General features: G+C 60.1%; 13 protein-coding genes. 7 read left to right on the top strand and 6 right to left on the bottom strand.

Features of this window, described 5'->3' with window-relative positions; genetic code table 11:
* From Q7T45_RS23415 to Q7T45_RS23405, 3 genes are all read right to left on the bottom strand, one after another.
* The coding region (locus tag Q7T45_RS23415) for a hypothetical protein (RefSeq protein WP_304873972.1) at positions 1-298 on the bottom strand (298 nt) is incomplete at its 3' end.
* Positions 299-349: 51 nt separating this feature from the next.
* Complete coding sequence (locus Q7T45_RS23410; protein WP_304873971.1) at positions 350-3,289, bottom strand: CHAT domain-containing tetratricopeptide repeat protein; 2,940 nt, start codon at positions 3,287-3,289, stop codon at positions 350-352.
* A 351-nt stretch (positions 3,290-3,640) separates the two neighbouring features.
* Complete coding sequence (locus Q7T45_RS23405) at positions 3,641-4,207, bottom strand: hypothetical protein (protein ID WP_304873969.1); 567 nt, start codon at positions 4,205-4,207, stop codon at positions 3,641-3,643.
* Positions 4,208-4,345: 138 nt separating this feature from the next.
* Here Q7T45_RS23405 and Q7T45_RS23400 point away from each other — a divergent pair, with 138 nt between their 5' ends.
* The 5 genes from Q7T45_RS23400 to Q7T45_RS23380 all read left to right on the top strand — a co-directional run bounded on the left by Q7T45_RS23400 (position 4,346) and on the right by Q7T45_RS23380 (position 9,310).
* Positions 4,346-4,981, top strand: coding sequence for a tyrosine-type recombinase/integrase (locus tag Q7T45_RS23400; protein ID WP_304873967.1), 636 nt, complete (start codon positions 4,346-4,348; stop codon positions 4,979-4,981).
* 341 nt (positions 4,982-5,322) lie between these two features.
* The gene (locus Q7T45_RS23395; protein WP_304873966.1) at positions 5,323-5,568 is read left to right on the top strand and encodes a helix-turn-helix domain-containing protein; all 246 of its coding nucleotides are present in this window, start codon (positions 5,323-5,325) and stop codon (positions 5,566-5,568) included.
* Positions 5,569-5,814: 246 nt separating this feature from the next.
* Entirely contained in the window at positions 5,815-7,503 is a 1,689-nt protein-coding gene (locus Q7T45_RS23390) for a tyrosine-type recombinase/integrase (protein ID WP_304873964.1), read from the top strand.
* Complete coding sequence (locus Q7T45_RS23385; protein ID WP_304873963.1) at positions 7,493-8,623, top strand: tyrosine-type recombinase/integrase; 1,131 nt, start codon at positions 7,493-7,495, stop codon at positions 8,621-8,623. Before Q7T45_RS23390 ends, Q7T45_RS23385 begins: the two co-directional genes overlap by 11 nt.
* Before the next feature lie 300 nt (positions 8,624-8,923).
* Positions 8,924-9,310, top strand: a complete 387-nt coding sequence (locus Q7T45_RS23380; RefSeq protein WP_304873961.1) for a response regulator — start codon at positions 8,924-8,926, stop codon at positions 9,308-9,310.
* Positions 9,311-10,586: 1,276 nt separating this feature from the next.
* On the opposite strand, the gene Q7T45_RS23375 is transcribed toward Q7T45_RS23380, so the two are convergent.
* The 3 genes from Q7T45_RS23375 to Q7T45_RS23365 form a co-directional block, all read right to left on the bottom strand.
* Complete coding sequence (locus Q7T45_RS23375; RefSeq protein ID WP_304873959.1) at positions 10,587-11,375, bottom strand: hypothetical protein; 789 nt, start codon at positions 11,373-11,375, stop codon at positions 10,587-10,589.
* 30 nt (positions 11,376-11,405) lie between these two features.
* Positions 11,406-12,614, bottom strand: coding sequence for a site-specific integrase (locus Q7T45_RS23370; protein WP_304873957.1), 1,209 nt, complete (start codon positions 12,612-12,614; stop codon positions 11,406-11,408).
* A 330-nt stretch (positions 12,615-12,944) separates the two neighbouring features.
* Positions 12,945-13,553 carry a hypothetical protein gene (locus Q7T45_RS23365; RefSeq protein ID WP_304873955.1) on the bottom strand — a complete coding sequence of 203 codons (609 nt, stop codon included), beginning with the start codon at positions 13,551-13,553 and terminating at the stop codon, positions 12,945-12,947.
* Between the two features lie 107 nt (positions 13,554-13,660).
* Between Q7T45_RS23365 and Q7T45_RS23360 the strand changes: the two genes are divergently transcribed.
* Together Q7T45_RS23360 and Q7T45_RS23355 are read left to right on the top strand one after the other, a co-directional pair.
* A complete protein-coding gene (locus tag Q7T45_RS23360; protein WP_304873954.1) occupies positions 13,661-14,095 on the top strand; it encodes a hypothetical protein in 435 nt (144 codons plus the stop codon).
* Positions 14,096-15,564: 1,469 nt separating this feature from the next.
* Complete coding sequence (locus tag Q7T45_RS23355; RefSeq protein WP_304873952.1) at positions 15,565-16,629, top strand: YbhN family protein; 1,065 nt, start codon at positions 15,565-15,567, stop codon at positions 16,627-16,629.
* The last annotated feature ends 379 nt before the right edge of the window (positions 16,630-17,008 follow it).

Below are 17,008 nucleotides of genomic sequence, written 5' to 3'. Positions count from 1 at the left end.
GCAGTGATCCGACCGCAACACCATTGCGAGAGGAAATGTCAGGTCGTGTCTCGATGCGCTTCGCCAATATTCCAAAGCCGGTCACGGCGTCCCCGGCGTTTGCGAACTTAAGTGCGACCATGCGACCCCCGCCTTCGGCGGCAACTCGCGCACCATCGGTAGCGCCTTGAAAGTTGAGCGGCTCAATCCTGCCCGGTGGCAGGAGCGTTCGTGCCGCGACGTCGGGTGGTGCAACGGGCCGCACCAGCTCCGCGGGTGGTGAGCACGCGCCGAGAACGAGCAGCAGGAACAGCGCCAAGCCTGGAATGCGGCACATCAATTTCCCTTTCCTGATTGGTATGGCCCCAAATTATTGTGGTTTCGCCGGTTCGCCGACGACGACAAAGGGTGCCCACAGGCGCGGGTGAGCATCGTCATCGGATTTAGCATTATCGAGCAGCGCCAGCATCGACTGACGCAGCGCCTCCCCATGAGAGAGCTTCGTATCGCGTGCGCTGGCCTGGAATGTGCCGGTCATCAGCCGTGCGGTTGCCTCATCATCCACCTCCCAGTGCGAAACAATCAGCGATCTTGCCCCGGCGTAGAAGAATGCGCGTGCAAGTCCCGACAGCGCCTCGGCGCCGGGCTGGTTCTCGGCGGCGGTATTGCACGCCGACAGCACGACCCAGTCGGCATTCAGCTTGAGCTGGGCGATTTCGCTGGCGGAGAGCAGGCCGTCGTCAAGATCAGTAGCGTTGTCCGGAATCGAGAGAGCCAGGGCAGGTTCGGCTTTGCTCTTGGTGAATTGCTCGAGTTCACCTGCCACAAGCCCGTGCGTCGCAAAGTAGGCGATGCGATACTGATCAAGTCTTGCCTGCTTGACTGCCGTCTCCGTCACCGCCAGACCCAGTTTTATGTCATTGGCATGTGCGTCCAGGGCTTTTGCAATCGCCTGCACTTCCGTGCGCGTTCCGGGCAGCTGGGGCAGCCGTTCCCTGAGCGAGGCGATGTCGATCCTTGTCCCGCTGTAGAATGTGGTGATGCTTCGCATCGCGACTTGTCGTTGCGCCTGGGCGTGCGCGGTCCTGGAGAACACGGGATCGCCGAAGGCGATCATCGGCTTCGCCGCCGATTCGGTAGCGGAGGCGGTGCGCAAGATCTTCAGGCTCGAGACCGCCGGCAGGATCGTGATGGCATGTGAGCGGATCAGCCAGTCGACGTCTTTCAGCTCCTTGCCGCCTGGCTCCTTGGTCACCAACAGTGCGGGCGGCAGGCTGGTCAGCGCGCCATTGGTCACGACCGATAGTCTTTTCTTCGCGGCGATTCTGTCGGCAAATGCGCCGAATGTCGCTTGATAGACCTTGAAGGCAAGCTGCGGGTCGAATGGCTTGTCCGCACGCAAGCTCAGGGACTGACGCAGCGCCTTGACGTCGGCATCCAGGTCTTTGCTTGAGACCTTCAACTCCATCCAGTCGGAATCCGTGCGTGTGACAACCCAGGCATAGCTCCTGTCATCAAAATCAAACACGACGAGCGCTTCATCATCGGCGAGCAGCGCCTGCGTCTGAGAGAGAGACAGCGGCTGGGGTTTGGACAGCGCCACGTAATCGGGGAAGCGCTGATTGAATATCTCCTGCAGCCTGGCTCGTTCCGGTTTGATCGCTTCGATGCGCTTGCGGATCTGGTCTTCAGCCGCCGCATTCCGTTGGGCAGGTGGTTTTGAGAGGGCGGCGATCAGGCCTTTGTCCAGACGCTCGTTTTCCGCTGTCAGGTCCTGGTCCCGACGGACGAGCTCGGCGAGCGGCCCAGTGCCTGCTGCAAAACGCGCCGCGAGTTTGGACACCGCATTTGCCGCGGCCGATGATGTGGCGCGCTGTTCGATGTCGTAGCTGTCATCGAATGCGCTGGCGACGCTGATGAGATTCTGGCCTTGTGATTGAAACAGCACAGGGAAAGCAATGGTTCGGCGGGCGATTCCCTGGGCAGCGGTCCTCTGTACCAGTGGCAGCGCATCGACATAGCGACCCCTGTCCCGGTAGAACGCAGCCAAGTTGTTCAACGCCATCGCGACGCCGGGATGAGTGGGGCCGAGGGAGTTCTCAAAGATCGCCTGCGCTCGTTTGTAGAACGGCTCGGCATCCGCGTCCCGAGCTTGCTCTCTGTACAGCTGAGCAAGATTGTTCAGAGAGTGACCAACATCAGGATGGTCGGGACCGAGGGATTTCTCTCGGATGGCCAGCGCTCGCTTGTGGAGTAACTCGGCATCCGCATAGCGACTTTGTTCTTTATAAAGCGACGCCAGATTGTTCAATGCTGTCGCGACAGCAGGATGATTGGGACCGAGGGATTTCTCAAGAATCGCAAGCGCTCGTTTTTGGAGCGGCTCGGCATCCGCATACAGGTCCTGCTCGAGGTACAGCTCCGCGAGATTGGCCAGGGATTGACCGACATTGGGGTGACCGGGACCAAGCGCTTTCTCGCGGATGGCCAGCGATCGCTTGTGGAGTAACTCGGCATCTACATACCTTCCCTGGTTGCCGTACAGCCCCGCCAGATTGTTCAGCAACGCAGCAACATTGGGATGATCAGGACCGAGCGCTTTTTCAAAGATCGCAACCGATTGCTTGTAGAGCGGCTCGGCATCCGCGTCCCGAGCCTGGTCTTTGTACAGCTGAGCAAGATTGTTCAGTGCTATCGCAGTTTCTGGATGATCGACGCCGAGCGATTTTGTAAAAATGGCAAGCGCTCGCTTGTAGAGCGGTTCGGCATCCGCATAGCGGCCTTGTTCCTTGTACAATCCCGCAAGATTGTTCAAAGAACTTGCGACGTCGGAGTGATTGGGGCCGAGGGATTTCTCGCGGATGGCCAACGCTCGCTTGTAGAGCGGCCCGGCCTCTTCGTACCGGCCCTGATTTTCGTACAGCGTCGCAAGACTGTTCAGCGAAACCGCAACACTGGGATGATCGGGACCGAGGGATTTTTCAAAGATCGCCAGCGCTCGCTTGAGGAGCGGCTCGGCATCCGCATACCGACCTTGTTTGTCGTATAAAAATGCAAGATTGTTCAGCGAAGTCGCCACATCTTGATGATCGGTGCCTTTCTCGCCGATCGCCAATACCCTCTGCTGCAGCGGTATGGCTTCCGCGTATTTCCCGGCCTTCACGAGCTCTTTGATTCGCCCGGCGAGCGTTCGCGCTTCTGCTGTGGTCCGGGAGGCCGTCTGCGCCGAGGGCAGCGAGATCAGTGACACCTGAATCATCGCCGCAACGAGAGCGACGCAGGCGAAGCGAACGAACACCTTGCTGGACATGATCGCTCTCACCGCCGCGGGGAGCAAATTGGACGTCGACACCGATGCGTTTCTCGTTTTTCACACCGAAAACGCCAATAATATTGTCCTTCAAGGGTCTAACGTCGTTGATCCAGCGCAAGAGTTTACCCGCACGCCGACATTTGTAGGCGAGCGGAGTCAGTAGCTCTCAGCCGAACCGCTCTGATGCCATCTTTGTCCATCAAGAATCTTCTGCCAAATGTCGGCTGTGGGTCAAAAGGCGACATCGGCCGGCGACCGGACTACGTCTGCTTCACCCCCAAGAACGGACATCGTCAGGCCGCCCCGGCTGCGGCCCCTCATCAATTGCGGGACCGACAGAACGAGCCGTCATTCACCCTGCTGCTCGTCTGGAGCAGCAGCGTGCCAAAGGCTATTGAATTCTTCCTCGACCACCCAGCCGACGTTTCGGCCGCGCGATCTAAGCTTGTCGAGACGCTTAAGATAGGTGGTGCGCTCGGCAGGAGGTAGGCTTGATACGATTTCGAGGGACCGTCCATACATGCGGACCAAAGCAGCAAAGTAGCTTTCATCTTCCATGCTGTAGGATTCTAGAAAGCCGAACGCCTCCTCGCAATAAAATATCGACAGTTCCGCCATCCCGTCCGGGCGCCCAATGGCTTTTTTGTAATCCGCAATCGCCTTCCTGGCCTTCGAAACCGATATGGATTGGCCTTTCATTAGATCCGGGGAAATCGATCTGGAAATCATAGCCTTGAAGGGCTGGAGCTGATCATGACCCAGGCCCAAGCGAGCATGCAAAAATGCCTGGTTGTCTTTGCTTGCACTGTAGAGATCTTGCACCAGCCCCCGAAGGCCCGCGCGATCGAAGTCCAAGAGTGCGGTCTTGACGTCGTTCCAGGTTGGCGAGGCATTCTTGCTACGGACCACGGTCATGAATCCTTCAAAGAGGGCTTTATGCGCGGGCATCTCGGCTGTTCAAAATACACGCCTTTTCAAAAGGCGCACATTGGCGGGATGAGGAAGTCTCGCCAATGGCACATGCTCTCGTCCCCGTAACCGAGGAGTATGATCATGCTGGATCAAGTGAATGCTACCCCGTCGCCTCACAAACGGTTGCCCTGGAACAAAGGCAAGCTGACCGGGGCAAAGCCGCCGCTGCGACCAAAACACGTCTGGTCAATCCGGACGAAGCTTCAAATTGAAGGCCGCGTTCGCGATCTCGCCATGTTCAACCTGGCCATCGACAGCAAGCTTCGAGGGTGCGACGTCGTCGCCATCCGGGTCGAGGATGTCGCAGCCGGCGGCTATACGGCGGATCGCGCAACCGTCCGACAAAAGAAGACCGGGCATCCCGTCAGGTTCGAATTGAGCGAACAGACCCGACAGGCGGTCGATGATTATCTGAAGGCTGCCAACAAGAGGCCCGGAGAGTTCCTGTTCACGGCTCGTGGCGGTGCGAACGGCGCCATGTCAACCCGCCAATATGCGCGCCTCGTATCGGAGTGGATCGGGAGCGTCGGGTTGGACCCGCGACTTTTTGGGACGCACTCGCTACGGCGTACGAAGGCTACTTTGATCTATCGGCGCACTGGCAACCTGCGGGCCGTCCAGCTCTTGCTCGGGCATACCAAGATCGAAAGCACGGTCAGGTATCTCGGCATCGAGGTCGACGATGCTCTGGCAATAGCTGAACAGGTTGATGTCTGAGATATGCGGGCAGAGCGGAGCTCTGCCCGACCCAGACCTGATCTGACCTACGGAATTCAGCGCGTTTTAATCGTTTGCCGTGAACTGAGTCGGTTGAGCCTGCATGGATCGGCGAATTAGCGGCGAACGGTCCCCCTTGCCGCAAAACCTCTTGTTAGACTTCCGCGGTGCGGGCACTCCGCAAGTACAAAAACGTCCGATATCTCAGTGATTTCGGTGGGCGCCCCTGCACTCCTTCAAACGCGATCCTGGTGGGGGAGGTCCGCCGCGAATCTGACGGGTCCATCGCGGGGAGACTGCGTAGTCAAACGGCTGCGTGGCACCTCACCTGGAGCCCACCAATGACTTCCAAAGAGATCTTCCAGCCCAAGATGACGGCGGCAAAATCGCCGGCCGCGATCGCCACCCTGATGACGCCCAACGAGGCCGCCGCGGTCCTCAAGGTCAGCCTCTCCTGGCTCGCCAAGGCGCGGATGCGCGGTGACGGCCCGCCCTATATCCGGGTCGGCCGCTCCATCCGCTATGCCGAAGCCGCGCTGATGCAGTGGATGAAGTCCAGGCAGCGCTCCTCGACCAGCGAGCAGTAGTCGTGATCGGTCCCGAGCAAGACGTGTCGGCAGTGAGCACTAGTTGCTCCAAGTTCACCGTCGGGAGGTCGGAATAATAGTCAATCGATATACATCATTATACATCAGCGGGAATGAAGTAAAACGAAGGTTATGAACGTTAATGGAAGTATATGCGAGCTATATAGTATTGGTGTATTCCTAAATTACATGACCGTCTACTTGCAGCCATCCCGATGACTGCTACGGCCCGAAGGAGCCGTCCCCATGACCGACAAACACAGCGCAATCGAGCCCAGCTTCGCGGACGCGATCTTGGCGATATCAGCCGCGACCGACCTGTCCGAGGAAACCCGCCGCCACTGGCGTTCGTCGTTGACGGGCATCGCCAGGGCCTTTGACCAGCCGCTGGAGCTCATCCCGGCGCGCTACAGCGCCATCCGAGCCAGGATGGCGGCGTTGCACCACGTGCCGTTGGACTGGGTGGCGAAGACGCTGGCCAACCACAAGTCCAACGCCAAGGCCGCCCTGATCTGGTTCGCCAAGGAGAAGGATGTTCTCCCCCACGGTGTGGCGCTGTCGCCCGCATGGGATCGTCTTCGCATCCGACTGACGAATCCGAGCACGCGCTACCGATTGATGCCGTTGATGCGGTTCTGCTCAGGCGTCCAAATCGAACCCGAGGCGGTCGATGAAGCCGTCATCGATCGCTACATGGATCACCGTACGCGCACGACGGCCCGGGCCAGCGATGCCGCCAGCCGGCGTATTCTGGCGCGGCTGTGGAATGCCGGCATCGGCAACATCGACGGTTGGCCGCAGCAGCGTCTCGTCGAACCGTCGGTGAAGGCCGCCGAAGGTCCGGGGTGGGAGGACTTCCCTGAGGGCCTGCGCGCCGACATCGAAGGGTATCTGGCTGGCCTCAACCGCATCCGCCAAAACAGGACCGGACAGCGCATCCGGCCCTGCAAGCCATCGACAATCACAACCCGGCGGCGCGAACTGGTCGCCGCCGTCAGGATGGCGGTGCAGGTGGGCGTGCCGCTCGGCAGCCTGACCTCATTGGCCGCCCTGATCCATCCCGATGTCGCCGAGAAAGTTTTCGAGGGCTACTGGCCCAAGGAAGAGGAAGCTCCCAGCACATATACCATCAATCTCAGCTGCCGGTTCGTTGCCCTTGCGCATTCGGTCGGTGGGCTTGATGAAGCTGCCCTGCGGAAGCTCGGAGACCTGAGGTTCACGCTCGAACAGCACCGCGAGGACGGAATGACCCCGAAAAACCTCGCCTTGATCCGGTGCGTGCTCACGGACGCGGTCTGGTCGCGGGTCACGAACCTGCCTGATCAACTCATGCGACAGGCTCGGCTGGAGCGGCGGCATGCGCCGGTCAGGGCCGCGGTGCTAGCCCAGATCGCGGTCGCGGTGGCGATCCTGACGGTGGCGCCGATCCGGCTGGGTAACCTGGCCGGCATTCGCCTTGGCGAGAACCTGATCAAGCCGGGTGGACCGCAGTCCAACTATTTCCTCGCCTTCAACAAGTACGACGTCAAGAACAGGGTTCCGCTCCAGTTCAAGCTCGACGAGACGGTTACGACCATCATCAACGAGTACGTGCACGACTTCCGGCCCGCGTTGACGCGCGGCAGCAACGCCGACTGGCTGTTCCCCGGCGAGTCCGGTGGGCACAAGGAAAAGATCTCGTTCAGCACCCAGATCGTCAACCGGGTCGAGAAGTCGACCGGGCTGCGCATCACCGTGCACCAGTTTCGCCACGCTGCCGGCGCGTTGATTCTCAAGCACCGCCCCGGCCAATATGAGCTGGTTCGGCGGCTCCTGGGGCACGCGAGCGTCCAGACCACCATCAAGTTCTACCTGGAGCTGGAGACCACGCAGGCTAGCGAGATCTTCACCGACATCGTCCGCAATCGCCTGGAGTTCAGGCCCGATGCCAGCTGATATGGACGCGGAACTTCAACCTGCAACCCTCGTCGGCGACAGCCGGGGTCGCGGCCCGCGTGACGCCACGTCGGCCAAGCCGCGTTCGCTGCCAATTGCCGAATGGCCGGCATCCGACCGGATTGGCTGGGCAGAAGCCTGCCGGCCGGCGCAACGTCTCAAGCGCGGCGGCGCGGCGAGCCATCTGGCCACCGTGAGCCGGGACGACATTGCCAACCGCTATGGATTGTACCTGGACTATCTCGACCGCAATGGTCGGTTCGACCAGGCCCGGAACGCGATCGGCCTTGTCACCCCTGAGAACGTGAACGGATTCGTTGCCGAACTACAGGCCCGGGTCCGCTCCGTCACGGTCTGGAACTCGGTCTACAAGTTGCGCCGCGCCGCCCAACTGATCGCGCCCGGCACCGACTTCGGGTGGCTTACCGAGATCGAGAAGGATCTCGCGCTGATGATGATACCCCGGTCGAAGGCCGACCGGCTGGTCCTGACCGAACGTCTGGTCGAAGTGGGTCTCACCCTGGTCCGTGAAGCAGAGATGTTCGGCAAGACGCCGCTGGCTCGTGCCACTGGAGTGCGCAACGGACTCCTGATCGCGCTCCTGGCGCTGCATCCCGTCCGGATAAAGAACTTCGCGGCTCTCGCCATCGGAGACACCTTCCTCAATATCGAAGGGCGCTGGTGGCTTCACATTCCATCCGAAAACACCAAGTCCCACCGCATCGATGAACGGCAGGTACCGGAGTTCATCACCGAGGCCGTGAACAACTACGTCACAATCCACCGCGCGGTTCTCTGCCACGGCGACGCTGAACAGGCCGCACTCTGGATCTCCTCAACCACCGGGCGGCAACTGACCACCAAGAACCTTGGCACCCTGATCTCGAGGCTCACCCACGAATCCATTGGCGTGGACGTCTCGCCCCATCTGTTCCGGACTGCTGGCGCCTCGACCGCCGCCGTCTACGGCGGCAACCATCCGCACCTTGCTAGCGCGCTCCTCAATCACCGAGATCCCCGCGTCACCGAGGAGCACTACAATCGCGCAACCACGTTCAGCGCCGGCGAGGAGTACGCCCTCATCACCCGTTTCTACAGGGAAAAACAATCAGGCGACTGAACCTTCGAATGTCCGCTCCTGGGGGCATACCGGAAGTCCCGTTTCGGGGCCTCCAGGGCAGCTTTTGACCCTGAGCGGACCTCGGGTCCTGAGTAATGCAAGCTTACCCTCAAAGCAGTTGTGGTCTGAGCGCCGACGTCAGGTACGAAAAAATGATGTCAATTGGCGACGGGCGGGCCTACCGTTCCTCGATTGTTAAGTTAATCGGGATCAAATGGCCTATAAGATGCTTATCAAATTAGCCACTCGGGGCTACGGCACAGGTCCTGACTCTGCCGCTCACGTTCGAAAGCGTCCGTCATGATGGTTATGGATCATTCCGTCGTTCCCGCTGTCATTCTCATCGTCGAAGACGAAATGCTGTTGCGGATGCGCGCGGTCGATATGGTGGAAGATGCAGGCTATACCCCGGTGGAAGCTGTGGATGCCGACGAGGCCGTCGCCATTCTCGAAAGCAGATCAGACATCGCATTGATGTTCACTGATATCCAGATGCCGGGTAGCATGGACGGTTTGGCGCTCGCGCACGCGGTGCATAAACGCTGGCCGCCGATTAAGATCATTCTGGTATCCGGACAGCTGAGGCGGGCAAATATTGACATACCCCCGGAAAGTCACTTTTTCGGAAAGCCACTTGAGGCCAAGGAAATGATTGCCGAGATGCAGAATATGATCGGCCACGCTTGAGACCTGCGTATTCAGGCCGGAGACAAAAAAATATTCGAGCGAACACGGCCCGAAATCCGACCGCAACTCCAAGGCTGACAAGTGGATTTCAGAGGAGACGTAAAACCGTTTCAGTTAGCGCGGGGCAACAAGTAGCGGACGGTCATTCCGGCCCCACTGGTTCGGTCAAGAAGCATCGTATCCCCGAGTTTCATTTCAGCCTGCATGGCGTCGCAGCATGAAGGCATCCCGTGAGTAGAGCCGGGATAGCCGCCAAGTGAGCGGTACAATTCCCCGGAGTTAATCAGGACATCAATCCGACCACCATGGGCCGCACGGTCCATCTGCTGCAACAAACCTTGTCGGAAGTGATTAATCGAAACCATGGCGCTCCCAACGGAGTGGCCGATGCGAAGTATCGTGCACCCTTGGTGCGCCCAATCCGCTTAGATAGCGAGCCAATTCGTCTCAGTTGACGACCATTTTCATTTCTAGCCAATGTCGTAGTTTGACCCGCGCGGACGTGCTTGACGTGAATACTACGGCAGTGGACTTTACCCTGGGATAGGCGCACTATTCCTTTGACCGAAACGCCTGCTCAAGGCGGCCGTCAATTTATGCTATAGGTCCCCCTACAGGGGTCTCTTGCGACGCTCTTTACCCCACTCGAATGGTTCCTCCTCGCGCAATTGAGCCGCAGGCCCAAAGCGATGCGCTCCTGCTGGATGCCCGGCGCGCCAACTGAGAGCCCCTTAGAATTCACCTCAACAGAAAGAAGTACGAGATGATGCTTAGCCAGATTATTAACCGAAATTGTGTGGCATTGTTGGGAGGCTTATTGCTTCTGGTACCCGCTTCAAACGTTTCGGCATCCCCCATAGAGTTACCGAAAGTGCAAATGAGCGCCGCCGAAAGGTGTAAAGGTCCTTGCCCTGATAATGCAGACTGTATCTGCGGACCTTGTGACACCCCTCTGGTTTTGTCGGACGGCAAGTGGTCGAAGGCCGTGAAACCGGGCAATACGGCTAAGAGCGCCGTTTGCCTTGCTTCCAAAAAGAAAAAAGTGTCCTGAACAGCTAGCCCGTTGGCCTGTATCGGGCTCCCAAGACACCAGAAATATCTTTTTGGCGTAGCAGTCGGAAATAAGTATCCGATAGTTACTTGTAATTGACGGGATTTTGGAGGCCGCCTCAGTTGGCGGCCTCTTTCATTTTCAAATAACGATGTCAGCGTTTGGCACATTTCGGACATGGGGCGACGCCGGCCATGAGTCCGTTATGCGCTCCAAAGCTGACTCTCATCGGGTTTGCTTTTGGCGTGCGCGAGGGACGCGCAGAAGCTTCATATCGCCTGTTTTGCTGTGCAACTGATCTACGAGGCGTGCAACTGTATCTTGGCTCGGAACATCGGAACGGCCGGAGGTAATGAGCAGGCGATGCAGCGCGGCGATCCCGTCTTTGCCGCTCCATTTGAGATCGTTCACGAGCGCCAAGATCGCATTCTCAAGGGCTTCTGTCTGCCTTGTTGGCCTTCCGTTTTTCTTCGTTTTTGCCCTTTGTGACGGCCATCTACCCTTAGCCCGCTCCGAGTGATACCAACCCTCGAAGTCGCTAGCTTGCACAACGAGAAGCCCAACCGTTAGCATTACGAACAGCTTTTCGTTTCCTTCGGCTGTCTGCATCGAGGGGCGGATCGGATGATCAGGCAGGCTTCCGCGTGAGCGTATCAACCGTTCAATCACGGACGCCGGCACAGACGCCGGCTCCGGCATCGCCGAAGCGTCTAACGTCAGGTCATGGCCGCCGGATCGGATTTGATTTTTTGCGAGGACGTAAATCGCCAGCTTTCCTTTCACAGCCGCAACCCTGAGAAGCCGGCCCGCCTTTTCCCGCCAAGGGCCGAATCCCACTGACAGTTTTTCATTGCTCTGCTTGACGAGCACCACCGGATCTGGACGCGGCAAACCACCCCACATACCTTCACTCAGCCGGTTAACGGCCTCAGACAGCGGGAGATACTCGGCAGACAGGTCAGTCACTGTATGCGGGGGCAGTTGGTCCGGAGTTTTCATAACAATCCCCTGCATGTCGGCATTCTGTTGCTCGCGTTCGTCCCTCTAGGCGGCCTCACGGACAGCGTTCAGCGGAGTGATTTCAACATCGGCGACGATCTTGGCAACGTGGTTGCCCCAGCGGTCGAGGGCTACTTTACGTTCGTCCAGAAAGTCGTGGCGCTGGTAGACCGCAGCGACGCCGGAAATCGTTCCAGACTGGTGATTGAGGACTTTGTCGGCGACATGCGGGGGGATGCCGAGGCGGGCCATCCCGGAAACACAGGTGCGCCTCAGATCATGAAGGCGCCAGTTCTTTACGCCTGACAGGTCATCCAGCCTGCGCTTCGCAAAAGCGAAATTTCGAAACGACTTAGTCTCGTGCACGGTGAATACAAAGGACCCTTGCTTCTTCTTCTGCTTCAGGACGGTGATCGCTTGGGTCGAAAGATGAACGATATGCTGTTTCTCGTTTTTGGTGCGTGTCTTCGGCAGCGTCCAGACTCTTTGGTCAAGATCAAATTCATCCCAGGTCGCCGCTGCGACTTCCTCACGGCGTTGTCCGGTCAGCGCCAGAAGTTCAACAATGCCGCCATACGGACCATCCATGGTTCTGGCGGCGAGGATGATTTTGACCAATTCAAGGTCTGTCAATACCCGGTCGCGGGCGACTTCCTTGGCAGGGCGTGGAACACCCTCCGCCGGCGATTGATCGAGCACGGCTCGACCTACGCACCAGCGCAGGAAGGTTTTGACGAGCTTCAGGGTCTTGTTAGCGACCGTCGGAGCGCCGCGCTGCTCGATCGCCGAAATGAGTTCGACTACATCACGCTTGCCGATCTCATGGATGTTTTTGTTCCCCCAGACCTTGCCAACCTCCCGGTGGAGAATACGAGAGATCTCACGGGCCGAACGGTTCTGAGAGACGTGTTGGGCAATGAATGCCTCCAACAGTTCGTCGACGCGATCGGCCACGACCCTTTGCTTCGCCGTCCGCTTCTCAGAGGCGGGATCGCGCCCCTCAAGCTTCGCCGCGAAAACCCTTTGCGCCGCCACGCGGGCCTGATGGAGGGTGATGGGGCCGTACACCCCGATCGTGTACTTCCGCAACTTCGATCCGGCTCCACCAGTTCGGTAGAGCACGACGAATACCTTGCGTCCCTTTGGCGTGACTTTCACGCCAAAGCCCGGGTAAGCGATATCCCAATAGACCGTGTCCGATGCATGCGTCGGCAGGGAGTCGATCGCGTTCTTTGTCAACTTGAGGCGCGGCATCAACAGAGCTCCCGTCGGGCTGCGCTACCTACGCATCAAATAGGTAGCACGCGGAATGAAATGACGGGAACGACGGTGACTTTGCATCCACATCAATGCAAGCGAAATCAATGCTTTATGAACCAGTCGCTATCAACATCCATCTCTGGGAAACTCGATTTCAGTCCCTCATGGTGAGGAGCGCGTCGGGCAGCGCCCTTGCGCTGCAGGGCGCGCGTCTCGAACCATCTGGCACATCGCCTGCTGCCATCCTTCGAGACGCCGCGCGAAGCGCGCGCGGCTCCTCAGGATGAGGTTGAACTTGTTGCACGAGTGTCTCCAAGCACGGCACTACGGCAGCAGCGCCTTCGGCAGCTGGTCGAACGTGTAGCTCTGCGGCCGGTTGCGCATCAGGAAGCCGCCGATCTGCCAGCCGAACAGCGCGGCGAAGCCGACCAGGAACAGGGCGCCGGCGAATTCCCCGATCGCAAGCGCGCGCACCAGCAATCCCACAATCGAGATCGAGACCAGCGCAACCACCACGGCACCGGCGATGTAGAGACCGGGCTTGAGGCCGCCGACCAGCGCGGCTTTGCTGCCGGCCTGCTTCATGCGCGCGTGCAGCTGGGTGATGAAGGCGGTGTAGTCCTTGTCCTGCGGCGCCATCAGGGCGACGGTCTGCCAGCTGGTCGACAGCACGGCGATGCGCTGGCCATCCTTGCGGGTGATATCGGCGCGGAAACGGCGCGACTGCATCGACACCGGCCGGTACGACAGCCGCAGCTCGGCGATGTCGGCATAGGGCCAGACGCCGGATTTGCCGCCGACCTGCCACGACAGGCCCTCGTCGGTCAGTTCGAACTGATGGGCGCTGCCGATCAGCGACGCCTTGTAGGCGTAGCGGGTGGCGGGCGCGCCTTCGGCGGACGCCGTCGCATGGTCGAAGGTTGGTTCTGGCAATTCGATCAATCCCGGTCATAGTTGGCTGCGCCGGCTTGGTTGGCGGCCCCGCCTTGGTTGGCTGCGCCGGCTTGCGCGCCCCGCCGGCTTTACCCTACAAACGCCCGATGGCCGAGACGACTTATTTTCCGCGCCGCCTGATTCTGGCGGGCGCGATGATCTCAGGGGTGCTGCTGGCGCTCGCCGTGCACATGATGGGGGTGCGCTACGGCCTCGACCTCGGCGGCCTGTGGCGCTCCGGGTCGGGCGAATTCATGCCGACGGGCGCGGCCATCGCGTGGTGGCTGATCGCCACCGTCGGCTTCTCCGGCGGCTATCTGACGGCGAGCCTGATGGACAGCGCGGTATCCGGGCAGATCCCGCCGCGGATGCGCCAGTTCCTGATCGCGGTCGGCGTTCTCGTGCTGGCCGGCGCCGGCCAGGCGGCCTCCGCGCCGAGCCCGGTCCCGACCATCTCGGGCGTGCTCGCGGGACTGGCCGCGCTCTGCCTCGGCGCCGCGATGGCCTTCTGCGGCGCGTATTTCGCCCTGCGCAAGGCGTGACGGGATAGCGGTCCTGTAGCCCGGATTGCGCCAGCGGCCGGCGCAACGCGCCGTCCGCTGGCGCAATCCGGGAACGGATGCGGCGGCGGCCCCGGATTTCGCAAGGGCTCCATCCGGGCTACGGGTGCTCGATTCGATTTTCAGACATCGCGTGTCCACAAACACACCTTCGCGATCGCGCGGCGCCACCCGCCCGAGGTTTGCTGTTATTTCGCCTTTACCCTCCGGTCGGAGGGCGCAGGGAAAGCCGGATGCACGCTGCACCCGCGGTCTCGTGTGCAATGGGAGTGGTAGAAGCGCACACGAGCATACAGGTCCAGCGGAGGCAATCCGACTTTCCCTGCGCGGCAGTTTACGGCTTATACGAGGTCTCCCCGGTGAGCTATGCACTCTTGCCACCGTCGCCCGCGCTTCTCGGCGCGAGCTTGACACCAGCATGAGGGTGTCAGAACCCCACGACTTCGCCGTCCGCTTCAGGCGCCCTCGTCAGCACGCCATCCCCGTCCACCGCATCCCCGCCCCGCGCCGGTACGTTGCGCAACGCCCCTCTGAGTGGGACGGGATGGCCGATCATATAGCCTGATTTTAATTTCTGTAAAACAGAAATATTTTTTCGCGAGAGGCTTGACAAGAATTCTGATAAACCGAAGCGATTTGCCCGTCGGGTGGATTTTGTTGAAATGATTGAAGAAATTAGGCTGTGCGCACCGGAGGAAAAAGCTGCGATGTCGCCTCGACCTACTCTCACCGCGCTCTAAAGCGTCTCAAACAAAGCTTCCAGGTCGGCGGGAGCCCCCATTTTGCGGGCCTTCTCGCGAATCTGATGGTCGGCAACATCAACGACTTGCAGTGTGTCTCCAATTTTTCGAGCTACCATGAGTTTGCCGAACGAGACCTCGTGATCGTCCGCGAACCTCGCCAAAAGTCCACTTTGGGCGCTAAATAACTTCATATGGTTGTGCGCCGCATGGATTGTTTGGCTAGGATCACAATGGATACTGCCGAAAATTGGAATATCATTGCTAAGTCAAATGCCTGTGATGGTGTGGCTCATTGCGTTGATCGAAGTCGGGCGCTCAGTGACTGATTACAGAGCTAATTGGCCGTTCTATTTTCCCGATAGCCACCGTCGGGCATAGGGGAAAACAGGCTGCCTTGCACTGATTGATCCGGGGGTGGATTGATCGGCGACCGATCCGCCCAAAACGGTGACGAAGGGAACAGCGGAACATCGCCACCCCCGAAGCCGTTGATCCCGGTCAATGCCCCGCCTCGGATTTTCCGCGTTAAGGCATATATACGAAATATGACAGCCGCCCGACGGAGGGCCGATACCCAGGCGTTGTCAAGGACTGCACAACGCGCTGTTTTTGCCTTATGGATCATCGCGGAGCAGCGATCGGCGGGTACGCCTGTCATCAATCGCTGCGAGAAGGCTCTATCTTTTTGCCGCCCCGCCGGGAGGACGAATGCACGGACTGCTGACCACGCTGGGGCGTGGCTTCAAGGAACGGATCGGCTGGAAACGGCTCGGAATCGCCGCGAGCCTCCTCATCATCGTCTTCGCCATTTCCACGATGGTCCGTACCCTCAAGGGGGTCGATACCGGCGTGATCCTGACGGCGCTGACGGAGATTCCGCCCTCCCACATCGCGCTGGCGGCGCTGTGCGTGATCGGCGCGTTCTGCACGCTGACCTTCTATGATTTCTTCGCGCTGCGCACCATCGGCAAGCGGCACGTGCCCTATCGCACCGCGGCGCTGGCGAGCTTCACCAGCTACACGATCGGCCACAATATCGGCGCCACGGTGTTCACCGGCGGCGCGATCCGGTTCCGGATCTATTCGGATCACGGGCTTTCCGCCATCGACGTCGCCAAGATCTGCTTCCTGTCCGGCCTCACCTTCTGGCTCGGCAATCTGTTCGTGCTGGGCATCGGCATGGCCTGGCACCCGGAGGCGGCCTCCGCGATGGACCTGCTGCCGCCGTCGGTGAACCGGCTGATCGCGATCGGCTGCCTCGCCGGCATCGCGGCCTATTTCGTCTGGCTGGTGAGCGGCAAGGAACGCCGCCAGCTCGGCCAGAACGGCTGGAAAGTGCTGCTGCCCTCGGCGCGGCTGACGCTGCTGCAGGTCGTGATCGGCGTGGTCGATCTCGGGTTCTGCGCGCTGGCGATGTATCTGCTGATGCCGGCCAGCCCCGCCATCGATTTCGTCTCGCTGGCTGTCGTGTTCATCCTGGCCACCCTGCTCGGCTTCGCCAGCCACGCGCCGGGCTCGATCGGCGTGTTCGACGCCGCCATGCTGGTCGCCCTGCCGCAATTCGTCCCGGAACAGCTTCTGGCCACCCTGGTGGTGTTCCGGATCCTGTATTTCCTGATCCCGTTCGGAATCTCGATCTCGATCATGGGATTCAGGGAATTGTGGCTCAGCGTCATCCTGCCCTGGCAGGAACGCCGCAAGCTCAGCGAGCTGAGCGAGGCCTGCGCGGCATCGGTGCCGCAGCCGGCGCCAAAGCGGCAGGCGCGGGGGTAGAGCAATCTCCGGCCTTCCTTCTCCCCTCCCACCCGCGAAGCGGCGGGGAGGGGTCGGGGGTGGGGGGTCTATCGGCGGATTCGACTACCAGCGAGTTTGCTGGACTACCCCCCACCCCCGACCCCTCCCCGCCACGCGCAAGAGCGCGTGGAGGGAGGGGAGAAGAAAGCGCGCGAATGATAACTGCGACGTTATCCCGGCTGTTTTCGGGTTGTCTTATTTCCGCCCGACCAGTAGAGTCAAAGGCGTCATGGTTCGATTTCAGTTCCGCCTCATTATGCCCGCAGCCCTGCTCGCGGCAGCGCTCATCGCGTCGCCGGCGACGGCGCAGATCACCCTGGTCCCGCCGGCCGCCGTGCAAAATGCACCTGACGGGGCG

The sequence above is a fragment of the Bradyrhizobium sp. genome (assembly GCF_030646015.1).
Classification (GTDB): domain Bacteria; phylum Pseudomonadota; class Alphaproteobacteria; order Rhizobiales; family Xanthobacteraceae; genus Bradyrhizobium.
The sequence above is the reverse complement of the archived record's forward strand: the minus strand, read 5'-3'. Positions and strand labels throughout refer to the sequence as shown.

Bases quoted from the DNA above. Each gene is read 5' to 3' on its own strand.
- Q7T45_RS23405 (WP_304873969.1), bottom strand. From the start codon at position 4,207: ATGACCGTGGTCCGTAGCAAGAATGCCTCGCCAACCTGGAACGACGTC.
- Q7T45_RS23370 (WP_304873957.1), bottom strand. From the start codon at position 12,614: ATGCCGCGCCTCAAGTTGACAAAGAACGCGATCGACTCCCTGCCGACG.
- Q7T45_RS23390 (WP_304873964.1), top strand. From the start codon at position 5,815: ATGACCGACAAACACAGCGCAATCGAGCCCAGCTTCGCGGACGCGATC.
- Q7T45_RS23400 (WP_304873967.1), top strand. From the start codon at position 4,346: ATGCTGGATCAAGTGAATGCTACCCCGTCGCCTCACAAACGGTTGCCC.
- Q7T45_RS23410 (WP_304873971.1), bottom strand. From the start codon at position 3,289: ATGTCCAGCAAGGTGTTCGTTCGCTTCGCCTGCGTCGCTCTCGTTGCG.
- Q7T45_RS23385 (WP_304873963.1), top strand. From the start codon at position 7,493: ATGCCAGCTGATATGGACGCGGAACTTCAACCTGCAACCCTCGTCGGC.
- Q7T45_RS23355 (WP_304873952.1), top strand. From the start codon at position 15,565: ATGCACGGACTGCTGACCACGCTGGGGCGTGGCTTCAAGGAACGGATC.
- Q7T45_RS23395 (WP_304873966.1), top strand. From the start codon at position 5,323: ATGACTTCCAAAGAGATCTTCCAGCCCAAGATGACGGCGGCAAAATCG.
- Q7T45_RS23375 (WP_304873959.1), bottom strand. From the start codon at position 11,375: ATGCAGGGGATTGTTATGAAAACTCCGGACCAACTGCCCCCGCATACA.
- Q7T45_RS23380 (WP_304873961.1), top strand. From the start codon at position 8,924: ATGATGGTTATGGATCATTCCGTCGTTCCCGCTGTCATTCTCATCGTC.
- Q7T45_RS23360 (WP_304873954.1), top strand. From the start codon at position 13,661: ATGGCCGAGACGACTTATTTTCCGCGCCGCCTGATTCTGGCGGGCGCG.